This window comes from Streptomyces sp. NPDC043878, from assembly GCF_056435735.1.
In genome coordinates this window covers 47469-60121 of sequence record NZ_JBWKDW010000003.1, presented here as the reverse complement: position 1 = coordinate 60121, position 12653 = coordinate 47469, and the positions used below count along the sequence as shown (strand labels likewise).

Sequence of the window (12653 nt, the reverse complement as noted above, 5' to 3'; positions counted from 1 at the left end):
ACCTTGAGCGTACCGGCGGACGGAACGGACCTCAGGACCGGCCGGGCCCCACCGTGGTCAGACCGTCAGGCCACGCACCAGGAGGTCCAGCAGGGCGCACACGAACAGGGCAATTCCGATGAACCCGTTGACGCTGAAGAACGCCCGGTTGAGGCGGGACAGGTCGTGCGGGCGGACGATGGAGTGCTCGTAGACGAAGGCGCCCGCGACGACCGCCAGGCCGCACCAGAAGAAACCTCCGGCGCCGGTGGCCGCCGCGTACCAGACGAGCAGGGCCGTCGTCACGGCGTGGCAGACGCGCGCGCCGCGGATCGCCGCGGGGACGCCGAAGCGGGCCGGAACCGACATGACGCCGGTCTCGCGGTCGGTCTCGATGTCCTGGCAGGCGTAGATCAGGTCGAAGCCGCCGATCCAGACGCCGACGGCGAGCCCCAGGATGACCGCGTCCCAGGACCACTCGCCGGTGATCGCGAGCCAGCCGCCGACCGGGCCCATCGCCTGGGCGAGACCGAGGATGGCCTGCGGGAAGTTCGTGAACCGCTTGCCGTAGGGGTAGACCACCATCGGGATCACGGCGATGGGGGCGAGCGCCAGGCACAGCGGGTTGAGCAGGGCGGCCGAGCCCAGGAAGACGACCAGGGCGATCAGGGCGCCGGTCCAGGCGTGCCGTACCGACATGGCGCCGGTGACCAGTTCGCGGTGGGCGGTGCGCGGATTGCGGGCGTCGATCTCGCGGTCGATGATCCGGTTGACGGCCATCGCGAAGGTGCGCAGACCCACCATGCAGACGGTGACCAGGAGCAGCCGGCCCCAGTGGACGTTCCTGTCCCACTGGAACATCGCGGTGAGCGCGGCGATGTAGGCGAAGGGCAGCGCGAAGACGGAGTGCTCGATCATCACCAGGCGCAGGAACGCCCTGGTGCGGCCCGGCTGGGGCAGCGCCGCGGAAGCGGAGGTCACAGGCCGTACTCCTTCCAGCGGCGGTCGACCGTCGCCGCCGTCTCCGGGTCGGACAGGACCATCTCGGGCCAGCCGCCGTCTCGCGTGTAGCCCTCCTCGGGCCATTTCCTGGTGGCGTCGATGCCTGCCTTGCCGCCCCAGAACTGCTGGTAGGAGGCGTGGTCGAGATGGTCGACGGGACCCTCGACGACCGTGAGGTCGCGGCTGTAGTCGGTGTTGCCGAGGGCGCGCCAGGCGACCTCGTGCAGGTCGTGCACGTCGCAGTCGGAGTCGACCACCACGATCAGTTTGGTCAGCGACATCATGTGTGCCCCCCAGACGGCGTGCATCACCTTCTGGGCGTGCTTCGGGTACTTCTTGTCGATCGCGACGATCGCGCAGTTGTGGAAGCCGCCGGCCTCCGGCAGGTGGTAGTCCACGATGTCCGGGACGATGATCTTCAGCAGGGGCAGGAAGAAGCGTTCCGTCGCCCGGCCCAGGGGTCCGTCCTCGGTCGGCGGGCGGCCCACGACGATCGACTGGAGCAGCGGCCGCCTGCGCATGGTCACGCAGTCGATGGTGAGGGCGGGGAAGGGTTCCTGCGGGGTGTAGAAGCCGGTGTGGTCGCCGAAGGGCCCCTCGGGCAGCATCCGGCCGGGCTCCAGCCAGCCCTCGATCACGACCTCCGCCTGGGCGGGGACCTGGAGCGGCACGGTCTTGCAGTCCACCATCTCGATCCGCTTGCCCGCAACGAAGCCGGCGAACAGGTACTCGTCGATGTCGCCGGGGAGCGGGGCGGTGGAGGCGTAGGTGACGGCGGGCGGGCAGCCGAAGGCGATCGCGACCGGGAGGCGCTCCCCGCGCCTGGCCGCCACCTGGTAGTGGTTGCGGCTGTCCTTGTGGATCTGCCAGTGCATGCCGATGGTGCGCTTGTCGTGGCGCTGGAGGCGGTAGAGGCCGAGGTTGCGGATGCCGGACTCGGGGTCGCGGGTGTGGGTCAGCCCGAGGTTGAAGAACGAGCCGCCGTCCTGGGGCCAGGTGAACAGCGCGGGCAACTGGTCGAGATCGACGTCGTCGCCGTGCAGGACGACCTCCTGCACGGGCGCGTTGTCCGCCTTCACCTTCTTCGGCGGTACGTGCGCCATCGCGCCGAGCTTCCCGAACGCCTCGCGCACCCCGACGAAGCCGTGTGGCAGCTCCGGCCGCAGCAGCCCGCCGATCTTCTCCGAGATCTCGCCGTACGACTTCAGGCCGAGCGCCTTCAGCAGGCGGCGGTCGGTGCCGAAGACGTTCATCGCGAGGGGCATCGAGGAGCCCTTCACGTTCTCGAAGAGCAGGGCGGGCCCGCCGGCCTTCTGCACCCGGTCGACGATCTCCCCGACCTCCAGACACGGGTCGACCTCGGCCTTGACGCGCTTGAGGTCACCCTCGCGTTCCAGGGCCCTGAGCAGGGAGCGGAGATCGTCGTAAGCCATGCGGTCCAGTATCGGGCACCCGCTACTCTGGCCCGGTCACCGGGGCCGTCCCGCGCCCTGTCGCCGTCTCCTGGGGGATCGCACGCCATGCTCAGGTATCTGCCGTTCCTGCTGGTCCTGGCACTGTGGATCTACGCCTTCATCGACTGCCTGAACACCCCCGAGGAGCAGGTGCGCGGGCTGCCGAAGGTGGTCTGGGTCATCGTCATCCTGCTGTTCGGCGAGGTGCTCGTCGGCCCGGTCGCCTGGCTGGTCGCGGGCAAGCAGCGCGGCGGCCCGGCCGGTGGCCCCGCCTCCACCCCCTGGCAGCGCGAGCAGCGCGCGCGGTTCGTCGCGCCCGACGACAACCCGGAGTTCCTCAAGTCCCTCGACGGGAAGGGCGGGAAGGACGAGGCCGCCCTCCTCAAGGACTGGGAGGCGGACCTGCGCCGCCGCGAGGAGGAGCTGCGGCGCAAGGAGACCGGCGAGGACCCGAGGACCGACTGAGCGAGGTCACCGGCGCGGTGGCGGGTTGCCCCGGTGGCCGTAGGAGAACCGGCCGATCACCATCTGCGGCACTGGCTGGACCGCAGCGTGCCGGCGGTCCTGTCCGGAACGGAGGTTCAGCGGAACGCGGCCGTGAACGCGGACCACGCGGCAGGGGTGAGCAGCAGCACCGGGCCGTCAGGAACCTTGCTGTCCCGGACGGGGACGACGGTGGGGAAACCGGGGGCGACTTCGATGCAGTCCCCGCCGTTTGCGCCGCTGTAGCTGCTCTTGATCCAGGTCGCGGCGCTCAGATCGTGACTGGTCATGGTGGTTGTACCCTTCCATCACGTCGCTGATCAGAGCGGCGGAACCGGGGGCTGACAGGGCGTCCGCCCGGAGCACATCATAAGTCCGGCTGTGGCGACCGAAGATGGACGGATCGTCGGTGAAGTGCCCACGGTCGAGCGACTCCGAATAGAGCCATCGGTGACCGTCCGGCAGTTCGATCAACGACAGTGAGGTGTCAGGTCGATCGATGTCCGCGCGGCTCGCCGGAGCGATCTGGATGCGGATGTTGGGCAGCTTGCCGACGCTCAGTAAGTGCTCGCACTGGCCCCGCATGACGTCGACACCGCCCACCAGGTGCCGCAGACAACTCTCGTCCAGCACCACGAGGTAGAGCGGGCCGCCCTCGACGAAGAACCGTTGCTGTCGGCTCAGGCGCGCTCGGACACGCTCCTCCACCTCCCCACGCTTGGGCAGGCGACGGGAGAACAACGCCCTCGCATAGTCCGGCGTCTGCAAGAGTCCTGGGATCACCTGCGTCTGGTACGCCCGTACCGCGACGGCCTCCGCATCCATGCGAGCCCTGCGCTCGAACCAGTCCGGATGCTCCACCTGCGGATACCAGTCGATCCGTCCCCACAGCCGCAGCAACACCCCACCCGTGGTGAGCAGTTCGTCGCACTTCTTCGCGAACGTGTCCTGCGGCACCCGCGTGCCCGCCTCCACCCGGGCGACGTGGGAGCGGTCGCAGGGGATCTCCCGGGCCAGGCCCTCCTGGGTCAGCGGAGCCGCCTCACGGAAGTGCTTGAGCACCTCGCCGAACACCGCGGCCGTGCTCGTGCTGAGCCCCGCTCCCCCGTCGGCGTTGCGTCGGCTCACGGACGTATCCCTTCGTGACAGTGGGCCAGTGGCACGCGTCGGGCATTGATATCGACCGTTCCCCTGCGCGACGCTTGGTACACCCAGAGTGACGGATGATGCTCGGAGTTGGACATGGTGGAGCGGTGGGAACCGGGAACGCTCGTACACGACCCGCAGCGGGGCGAGGTGGGCGAGTACCAGGACAGGTCGGGGCCGTACGCGATGCTGCGGCCGGTGGGCGGCGGCCGGGAGTGGCAGGCCGATCCGGCGCGGCTGCGGCCGGCGACGGCGGAGGAGCGGCTGAGCGCGGCGGTGCGGGCGGCCAACGGCCGTTCGCGGGAGGGAAGGGAGGGGACGGGCACCGCGTTCGACGAGGCGGTGACGCGCCGGCCGCCCGAGCCGGTGCCGGGCTGCGCGGCCTGCGAAGGGCTCACCGCCCGGCGCCAGGAGGCGCGGGCCGCGTTCGACCGCAGCGCGGAGACGGACGCGAACGTGCGTCTGCGTCAGCACCAGCGGCGGGAGCACGGCGGTGAACCGGGGGCGGGCCGCCGGGTGTTCCGGTACGTGCCGTACTCGATCGTGCAGGACGCGTCGGCGCGCCCGGAGTACGAGGCCCGCTGCGTCTCGGGGGACGAGGCGGACTGCGGGGCCGGGTCGGGGCCGTGCCAGGACCCGGCGGACGTCGAGGAGTGGCAGCGCAGGCACACCCAGGAGACCCGGCACCTGCGCTACCGCCGCAGCTTCGCGGACTACGCCGTACTGGAGCGGATGGGGTGAGCGCGGCTCACCGCAGCCGGGACGACGACAGGATCGACAGCAGGTGCGCCGGGACCATCACCCAGGTGATGACCGCGAGCGCGCCCAGCGCCCAGCGGGTGGGCTCGATGCCGCCGGTGACCTGGTCGGCGACGGCGGCGACGAGCAGCACGAGGGACGCCTCGATGCCGTTGGTCACGCGGTGGATCCTGAACGCGGCGGCGAGGCGCCGGACGGTGGCGACGCCCTGCGAGCGGGGCCGGGTAGCCTCGTCGCCGACGACGGTCAGTCCGCGGCGGGCGCGGGCCACGTCCACGAGGTCGGTCGACGCCTTCAGCAGGACCACGCCGAGGGAGGTCGCGACACCGATCGACAGCCATCCGCCGACCCCGGATTCGGCGGCGCGATAGCCGGCCCCGGCCAGCAGGGCCGCGTCCGCGAGGTAGGCGCCGAGCCGGTCGACGTAGATGCCGGCGGCGCTGTTCTGCCCCTTCCAGCGGGCGACCTCGCCGTCCACGCAGTCGAAGAGGAGGAAGAGCTGCATCAGGACGACGGCCAGTACGGCGCCGGTGAGGCCGGGGATCATCAGGGCGGCTCCGGCCGCGACCCCGCACACCACCATGGTCCAGGTCAGCTGGTCGGGGGTGACCGGGGTGCGGACCAGCTGGCGGGTGGCCCGCAGCGAGATCCTGCGCATGTAGAGCCGGCCCGCCCAGTGTTCTCCGTTGCGGCTCGCGAGCTTGGCCTGCGGCTGGCAGACCTCCCGCAGCTCCTCCAGAACCGGAGCAGCACCCATGACCTGTCCTTCCGCCCGAGGCTCAACTGCCGCGCGCGCGGCGGTGATCGGCACAGGCTACAGAGCCGGTCGGCGGACCCGTCCCGCAGGCCACCGTCCGCGGTCCGCCGGGGACCGCGGCCGCCGTGCCGCGCACGACCCGGTGGGCGCAGGCCGCCGCCGGCGAGCAGTCCGGGCTCGGCGGCACACACAGGATCGAGGACCAGGACTTCACGGAGGGTGAGTGCGGCACGGGAACCTCCAGGGCGCCGGCGGTTCGTCCGGCTGCGGGTTGCCGGGAGAGTGCTCTCCGCACGTTGCCCTCGTGTTCCGGCCACCCCAGAGTGGGACCATGCAGCACATCGACCGGGCACAGGCACGCGCATGGCTCGCCACCGCCGTCGCCGAGGCCCGCACGGGTCTCGCCGAGGGCGGCATCCCCGTCGGCGCCGCCCTCTACGGCCCCGACGGCACCCTCCTCGGGCGCGGGCACAACCGCCGCGTCCAGGACGACGACCCCTCCACGCACGCGGAGACGGCGGCCTTCCGGGCGGCCGGACGGCAGCGGTCGTACCGCGGGACGACCATGGTCACCACGCTCTCGCCGTGCTGGTACTGCAGCGGGCTGGTCCGCCAGTTCGGCATCTCGCGGGTGATCGTCGGCGAGGCGGCCACCTTCCACGGAGGGCACGACTGGCTGGCCGGGCACGGCGTGGAGATCGTGCTGCTCGACGACCCCGGGTGCGCCGCGATGATGCGCGACTTCATCGGGAAGAACCCCGCACTGTGGAACGAGGACATCGGTGACTGACGCCCCCGCCACCCCCGCGCCCCGCATCCCGACCGTCGACCTGGCCCGCTGGACCGGCGACCGCTGGCGCTCGGGCCGGCACCGGGTGCTGCCGCCGCCCGCGGACGCCCCGGCCGAGGAACTGATGTCCCTGGTCGGCTGGCCGTGCACGGCATCCGCGAGGCCACACCGGAAGGCCGGACCGTCCCGCCTCTCGCCGTCGTGGGCCTGCAGTGGCCGCAGGTCAAGGGCTCGCTGCGGGTGGACGGGGCGAGCGGCTGGATCTGCCTGGACGTGCACGGCAACCCCTACGACAAGGCCGTACCGATCGTGGAACTGAGCCCGGAGGGCGGCTCCCGCTTCGTCAGGATCGCCTGGCCGGAGGGCAGGCCGCCGGCCGGGGAGTGCCTGCCGCCGTCGTCATAGGCCGTGCGACGGCGAAGGCCGGTTTCCGTGACCCGGGTCACGGAAACCGGCCTCACCGTACATGCACGTACGAGGGTTACACGCCCGCGTACGAGTGCTTGCCGGAGACGAAGATGTTGACGCCGTAGTAGTTGAACAGCCAGCAGCCGAAGGCGATCAGGGCCAGGTAGGCGGCCTTGCGGCCCTTCCAGCCGGCCGTGGCGCGGGCGTGCAGGTAACAGGCGTAGGCGACCCAGGTGATGAACGCCCAGGTCTCCTTCGGGTCCCAGCCCCAGTAGCGGCCCCAGGCGTCGCCCGCCCAGATCGCGCCCGCGATGATCGTGAACGTCCACAGCGGGAAGACGGCCGCGTTGACGCGGTAGGAGAACTTGTCGAGGGACGCCGAGGAGGGCAGCCGCTCCAGGAACGAGGTGGCGAACCTGCCGGGCACGCCGCCGCCCGCCAGCTTGTTCTCGTACGAGTCCTTGAACAGGTAGAGGATCGTGGCGACCGCGCCGACGTAGAAGACCGCGCCGCACAGGATCGCCGTCGACACGTGGATGTACAGCCAGTACGAGTGCAGCGCGGGAACCAGCTGGTCGCTCGCGGTGTACAGGACGGTGACGGCGATGCCGAGGTCGAGCAGGACCGTCGTGATCAGGAACAGGCCGAGCCAGCGCACGTTCTTCCGCAGCGCCAGCAGCGTGAGGTACACGCCGACGGCGACCGTGGAGAAGGTGATGTTGAACTCGTACATGTTGCCCCACGGCGCCCGCTCCACCGAGGCAGCGCGGGCGACGACCCCGGCCAGCTCGACGAGGAAGGCGAGCACGGTGAGGGACACGGCGATCCGGCCGTAGAGGTCACCCTGTTCGTCGCCGCCGTGCGCGCCGGGTCCGTCGGGCACGTCCCGCGCGCCGGCCGCCGCCCGCACGACGACCTTCGGCCGCTCCAGCACGGTGGTGCCGCCGGCCTTCTGCACGGTGACGGCCGGGCCCTTGGCCTTCTGTGCCGGGGTCAGCGCGGCGGCGGTGCGGCCGATCCTGCTGCGGCTACCGAAGATCCATTCGGTGATGTACGCGAAGAAGGCCAGGGTGTAGACGGCCATCGCGGAGTAGATGAGCGTGTTGCTCAGGCTCGCCAGATGTTCGTTGGTCGCGACGGCGAGGTCGGTCACGGCGGCGGAAGTCACTTCGTCTCAGCCCCTTCGGAGGGTGCCACTGGGGGTTCGGGAACGGGGGTGTCGTCGCCCGGCTCCGAAGCGGGGTCGGGGGAGTCCGAGGAGTCGGTGTCGGGTTCGGGGGCGCCCGGTGCCTGGTCGTAGAGGATGCCGGCGAGGTCGCCGAGCTCCTCGGGCACCTTGGCGGACTCGCTGCGGCCGAGGCCACCCATCTCCACGAGGGTGACGCCGTCGGCGCCCCGGACCGCCCGCACCCACACCCGGCGGCGCTGGATGAACAGGGACGCGGCCAGACCGAAGATCGCGGTGACCGCGCCGCCCAGGGCCCAGCCGCTGCCCGGCTGCCGGGTGACCTGGAACCCGGCCCACTCCTCGACCTTGTCGAAGGTGACCGAGCCGGCGCCACCGGGGAGCTTCATGGTCTCGCCCGGCTTCAGGTTCTCCCGCAGCTGCTGGCCCCTGGAGTTCCTGAACCCCTTCAGGTTGGTCTTGTCCAGCTGGTACACGCTCTGCGGGATGCCCGAGTCGACACCGAGGTCACCGTGGTACGCCGCCAGGTTCAGGACCGGGTTCAGCAGCGCCGGGAACTGCGAGACGACCGCGGTGTTCGCGCCGCCGTACGTCGGCAGGAAGGCCGCCTGGAAGCCGAGCTGTTCCTTGACGCCCCGCGCGTCGCGGTAGCCGTCCATGACCTTGGCGGCGCCGGTGGAGGTGACGTTGGCGTCCAGCGGCAGCAGCGGTACGGCGTCGTGGTAGACGATCTTGCCCTTGCCGTCGCGGACGGTGAGCACCGGCGCGTAGCCGTGGCTGACGAGGTAGACCTTCGAGTCGCCGATCCGCAGCGGCTCGTTGACCTTGATGGTGGTCCGCCTCTCCTTGCCGTAGGCGCCCTCGCTGTAGGAGAGGTCGGCCTGGAAGGTGCGCGGGGTGCCCCGGTTGGGGCCGGTGAGCTCGTAGGTCCCGGTGAAGTTCCTCAGGGTGAAGCTGAAGGGGTCCAGGTCGTCCTGGCTGAAGAGGCTGCCGGACTTGAAGTCGTCGTACTGGGTGAGGGTGTTGGAGAACCCGTCGCCCTCCACGATCAGCTTGTCGCCCTCCGACTTGTACAGCTGGCCCCAGGCGAACGCCGTCAGCATCACGATGAGCGCGATGTGGAAGGCGAGGTTGCCGACCTCGCGCACATAACCCTTCTCGGCGGCGACGGCGTCACCGGCGAGGTGCGCCCGGAAGCGGCGCCTGCGCAGCAGCGTGAGCGCCGCCTCACGGACCTGCTCGGGTTCGGCCGCGGTGCGCCAGGAGGTGTAGGCGGGCAGCCGGGTCAGGCGCCGCGGGGCGCCCGGCGGACGGCCGCGCAGCTGGCCCACGAACTGCCAGGTGCGGGGCACGATGCAGCCGATGAGCGAGACGAACAGCAGGATGTAGATCGCGGAGAACCACACCGAGCTGTAGACGTGGAACAGGCCCAGCTTGTCGTAGACGGGCGCGAGGAAGGTGTGCCGGTTCTCGAAGTCGGCGACCTTCGAGGCGTCGACGTTGGTCTGCGGGATCAGCGAGCCGGGGATCGCGCCGAGCGACAGCAGCAGGAGCAGCAGCAGCGCGACCCGCATCGAGGTCAGCTGCCGCCAGAACCAGCGGAGCCAGCCGACGAACCCGAGAGCGGGCACGCCCGCCGTCTCCTCCTGGGGGGCGGTGGACAGCTGGGAACCGGCGGCGCCGAGGTCCTGCTCGTCGGCCCGCTCCGCCGCCGCGTCGGCGTCGGCAGCGCCGGGGCCTGTCTTCATCGTCCCGCTCATGGTTCAGATCCCCACAGTGAAGCCGTTGGACCAGGTCTGCATCTCCTGGACGATCCGGTCCCACGCGCCGGTCAGCAGCAGCACGCCGGTCAGGATCATCATGGTGCCGCCGATGCGCATGACCCAGACATAGTGGCGCTTGACCCAGCCGAACGCTCCGAGCGCCTTGCGGAAGGCGACCGCGGCGAGCACGAACGGCAGGCCGAGGCCCAGGCAGTACGCGACCGTCAGTATGGCCCCGCGGCCCGCGCTGCCCTCGTTGAAGGAGAGCAGCTGCACGGAGGCGAGGGTCGGGCCGATGCAGGGTGTCCAGCCGATGCCGAACAGGGCGCCGAGCACGGGAGCGCCGGCCAGGCCGGCCACCGGCCGCCGGTGGAAGCGGAACTCGCGCTGGGTGAGCCAGGGCATCAGGCCCATGAAGAACACACCCATGAGGATCATGAGCACGCCGAGCACGGTGGTCAGGGTGCCCTTGTACTCCTGGAGCGTCTGCCCGAAGTAGCCGAAGAAGGCGCCGCCGGAGACGAACACGGCGGTGAAGCCGAGGACGAACAGCGAGGCACCGGCGACCATGCGCCCGCGGCGGGCCTCGGCCAGGTCGGTGCCGCTGACGCCGGTGACGTAGGACAGGTAGCCGGGCACGAGCGGCAGGACGCACGGGGAGAAGAAGGAGACGAGACCGCCGAGCAGGGCCAGGGGGAAGGCCACCAGCAGGGCCCCGTTGAGGACTGTCTGGTTCTCCGCGGCGAGCGTGGACACTGCGCTCACGTCACTTCTCCGCGAGGACGGGCTTGAGCATGGCGCGCAGTTTCTCCTCGCTGAGCGCCTGGAGCGCACGCGCCGCGACCTTGCCGTCCCGGTCGATGACGAGCGTGGAGGGGATCAGCTGCGGATTCAGCGTGCCCTTCCTGAAGCGGAGCATCAGCTTGCCCGTCGGGTCGTACAGGCTCGGGTAGCTGATCCCGTAGTCGGTCTCGAACGCCTTGGCCGGACCGACGCTGGTGTCGCGGGTGTTGAGGCCGACGAACTGCACACCCTGGCCCCTGACGTCCTTGTAGACCGTCTCGAAGTTCTTCGCCTCGGCGCGGCAGGGCGGGCACCAGGAGCCCCACACGTTGAGGACGACGACCTTGCCCCTGTAGTCGGCGACATCCAGCCGGCTGCCGTCGACGGTCGGCCCGGACAGCTCGGGGGCGACGGCCCGCCCGTCCCTGGCGACGGTCGCGATGCCGTTGGTGCCGGTGACGAAGTTGGTGTTGCCGGAGCCACCGGACGTGCCGCCGGAACCGCACGCCGACAGCGTCAGCGTGGCGACCGCGGCACCGGCGGTGAGCAGGGCGGCGCGGTTACGCGTACGCGTCGGACGGTTCGTGCTGTTCAAGCGCAGGGAGGCGCGGCTGGCGGCACTCATGTGAAAAGTTTCGCATGTCCGTTCCGGGGATCTTGCGCACCCCCCTTGCGGACGGAAACCCGCATATCAGGCGGCCTGCCCGGAGCCCTTTCCGGAGCTCTGCCCGGCCTTCGGAGTCGCCCGCAGGAACTCCTTCCAGCCGCCGGCCGGCTGCTGCCCGACGTCGAGGGTGCGCAGTTTGGCGAGCACCTCGGGGCGCTGCACGTCCAGCCAGTCCGTGAACTGCCGGAAGGAGACGAGCCGTACGTCCTCGCCCTTCTCCTTCTCCCGCGCGATGTACTTGAACGCCTCCTCGACGGCGTCCATGTAGATGCCGCCGTTCCAGTGCTCGAAGTGGTTGCCGACGAAGAACGGTGCCCGGTTCGTCTCGTATGCCCGCTTGAAGCCTGCTATGTAGGTCTGGGACGCCTGCCGCCGCCAGGCCGGGTAGTTGTAGGCGGGCGCGTTCGTCGAGTTGACCGACTGGTTGGCCAGCATGTTGTAGTCCATCGACAGGACCTCGAAGCTGTGGCCGGAGAACGGTATCGCCTGCAACGGCAGGTCCCAGATCCCCTGCCGCTTCTCCGGCCAGGTCTGCCGGCCGCCGGGCGAGGAGGCGTCGTAGCGCCAGCCGAGCTCGCGGGCGGTGGGCAGCAGGTTGTTCTGGCCGAGGAGACAGGGCGTACGGCCGCCGACGAGCTCCTTGTCGTAGTCGAAGGGCAGGGGCGGCAGATCGGTCCACCCGGTGTTGGTGCGCCACTGCTTCACGAACTTCTTGGCCTGGTCGATCTCGCTGCGCCACTGCTGGGGCGTCCAGTTGCCGACGGTGCCGTAGCCGGAGCAGAAGTGGCCGTTGAAGTGCGTGCCTATCTCGTGCCCTTCGAGCCAGGCCCGCCGCACGTTCGTCAGGGTCGCCCTGACGTGCTCGTCGGTGAGGTAGCCGATGTCGGAGGCGCCGCGCGGGTTGTTGGGCGGGTCGTAGAGGCGCTTCTTCGACTCGGGCAGCAGATACAGCCCGGAGAGGAAGAAGGTCATGTGCGCCTCGTGCTGCCTGGCGAGGTCCAGGAAGCGCGGGAAGAGACCGTTGCCGACCTCGCCGGCGCCGTCCCAGGAGAAGATCACGAACTGCGGCGGGGTCTGTCCCGGCTCCAACGGCTCGGGCTTTCCCGGCTGGTGGGGCTGCTTGCCGGTGAACGAGGTCGAGCCGTCCCCGAGCGGGCGGGCGGGATGCGGCGTGCTGCTGGGATGCCGGCCACCGGAACCTCCGGCACGCTTCGGCCCGTCCGACGGGTTGAGGGAGCCGCACCCCGCGAGTCCTGCGGCGGCCGCGGCGCCGGCGCCCAGACCGAGCGCTCCCCTTCGGGTAAGAGTGCTCATGGCATCCCCGTTCGTCACGTTCCCTGGTGGTCACCCATTCAGAGGACATGACGAACAGGAAGGTTCCCGTCGAACACGTGTATTCCGCAACGAATGTCACGGACGTGTCATGAAGGAGTCCGGGGCGGGCGGGAGGCGCCCGCACGGACGCGTTCCCGCCGC

Annotated in this window: 12 protein-coding genes and 3 pseudogenes; 5 read left to right on the top strand and 10 right to left on the bottom strand. The window is 70.5% G+C overall.

Going from position 1 to position 12653, the window contains the following annotated elements; genetic code table 11:
• Positions 1-57 precede the first annotated feature (57 nt).
• Together mqnP and AC07AZ_RS06025 are read right to left on the bottom strand one after the other, a co-directional pair.
• Positions 58-960: a menaquinone biosynthesis prenyltransferase MqnP gene (mqnP, locus tag AC07AZ_RS06030; RefSeq protein ID WP_478844289.1), complete on the bottom strand. Its 903-nt coding sequence runs from the start codon at positions 958-960 to the stop codon at positions 58-60.
• Complete coding sequence (locus AC07AZ_RS06025) at positions 957-2414, bottom strand: menaquinone biosynthesis decarboxylase (RefSeq protein WP_478844287.1); 1458 nt, start codon at positions 2412-2414, stop codon at positions 957-959. The genes mqnP and AC07AZ_RS06025 overlap by 4 nt, the downstream gene beginning before the upstream one ends.
• Positions 2415-2501: 87 nt before the next feature.
• Here AC07AZ_RS06025 and AC07AZ_RS06020 point away from each other — a divergent pair, with 87 nt between their 5' ends.
• A complete protein-coding gene (locus AC07AZ_RS06020) occupies positions 2502-2900 on the top strand; it encodes a PLD nuclease N-terminal domain-containing protein (RefSeq protein WP_478844285.1) in 399 nt (132 codons plus the stop codon).
• Positions 2901-3016: 116 nt separating this feature from the next.
• Here the strand turns inward: AC07AZ_RS06020 and AC07AZ_RS06015 are convergent.
• Together AC07AZ_RS06015 and AC07AZ_RS06010 are read right to left on the bottom strand one after the other, a co-directional pair.
• Positions 3017-3124 (bottom strand): annotated as a pseudogene (locus AC07AZ_RS06015) (DUF397 domain-containing protein); the annotation flags it as partial.
• Positions 3078-4046 carry a helix-turn-helix domain-containing protein gene (locus tag AC07AZ_RS06010; RefSeq protein ID WP_478844283.1) on the bottom strand — a complete coding sequence of 323 codons (969 nt, stop codon included), beginning with the start codon at positions 4044-4046 and terminating at the stop codon, positions 3078-3080. The pseudogene AC07AZ_RS06015 and the gene AC07AZ_RS06010, both read right to left, overlap by 47 nt.
• A gap of 114 nt (positions 4047-4160) precedes the next feature.
• On the opposite strand from AC07AZ_RS06010, the gene AC07AZ_RS06005 reads away from it, so the two are divergent.
• Positions 4161-4805, top strand: a complete 645-nt coding sequence (locus AC07AZ_RS06005) for a DUF7848 domain-containing protein (protein WP_478844281.1) — start codon at positions 4161-4163, stop codon at positions 4803-4805.
• 7 nt (positions 4806-4812) lie between these two features.
• Here AC07AZ_RS06005 and AC07AZ_RS06000 read toward each other — a convergent pair whose 3' ends face one another.
• On the bottom strand, positions 4813-5580 hold the full coding sequence (locus AC07AZ_RS06000; RefSeq protein ID WP_478844279.1) for a CDP-alcohol phosphatidyltransferase family protein: 768 nt from the start codon (positions 5578-5580) through the stop codon (positions 4813-4815).
• Between the two features lie 331 nt (positions 5581-5911).
• On the opposite strand from AC07AZ_RS06000, the gene AC07AZ_RS05995 reads away from it, so the two are divergent.
• The 3 genes and pseudogenes from AC07AZ_RS05995 to AC07AZ_RS05985 form a co-directional block, all read left to right on the top strand.
• On the top strand, positions 5912-6370 hold the full coding sequence (locus AC07AZ_RS05995) for a nucleoside deaminase (protein WP_478844277.1): 459 nt from the start codon (positions 5912-5914) through the stop codon (positions 6368-6370).
• Positions 6369-6506: pseudogene (locus AC07AZ_RS05990) on the top strand (isopenicillin N synthase family dioxygenase); the annotation flags it as partial. The gene AC07AZ_RS05995 and the pseudogene AC07AZ_RS05990, both read left to right, overlap by 2 nt.
• Positions 6506-6775, top strand: a pseudogene (locus AC07AZ_RS05985) (hypothetical protein); the annotation flags it as partial. The pseudogenes AC07AZ_RS05990 and AC07AZ_RS05985, both read left to right, overlap by 1 nt.
• 76 nt (positions 6776-6851) lie before the next feature.
• On the opposite strand, the gene ccsB reads toward AC07AZ_RS05985, so the two are convergent.
• From ccsB to AC07AZ_RS05960, 5 genes are all read right to left on the bottom strand, one after another.
• Positions 6852-7946, bottom strand: a complete 1095-nt coding sequence (gene ccsB / locus AC07AZ_RS05980) for a c-type cytochrome biogenesis protein CcsB (protein WP_478844275.1) — start codon at positions 7944-7946, stop codon at positions 6852-6854.
• The gene (gene resB, locus AC07AZ_RS05975; RefSeq protein ID WP_478844836.1) at positions 7943-9712 is read right to left on the bottom strand and encodes a cytochrome c biogenesis protein ResB; all 1770 of its coding nucleotides are present in this window, start codon (positions 9710-9712) and stop codon (positions 7943-7945) included. Before resB ends, ccsB begins: the two co-directional genes overlap by 4 nt.
• A gap of 15 nt (positions 9713-9727) precedes the next feature.
• Positions 9728-10492: a cytochrome c biogenesis CcdA family protein gene (locus tag AC07AZ_RS05970; RefSeq protein ID WP_478844273.1), complete on the bottom strand. Its 765-nt coding sequence runs from the start codon at positions 10490-10492 to the stop codon at positions 9728-9730.
• A gap of 1 nt (position 10493) precedes the next feature.
• The gene (locus tag AC07AZ_RS05965; RefSeq protein WP_478844271.1) at positions 10494-11135 is read right to left on the bottom strand and encodes a TlpA family protein disulfide reductase; all 642 of its coding nucleotides are present in this window, start codon (positions 11133-11135) and stop codon (positions 10494-10496) included.
• Positions 11136-11201: 66 nt separating this feature from the next.
• Positions 11202-12491, bottom strand: coding sequence for a polysaccharide deacetylase family protein (locus AC07AZ_RS05960; RefSeq protein WP_478844269.1), 1290 nt, complete (start codon positions 12489-12491; stop codon positions 11202-11204).
• Between the last annotated feature and the right edge of the window lie 162 nt (positions 12492-12653).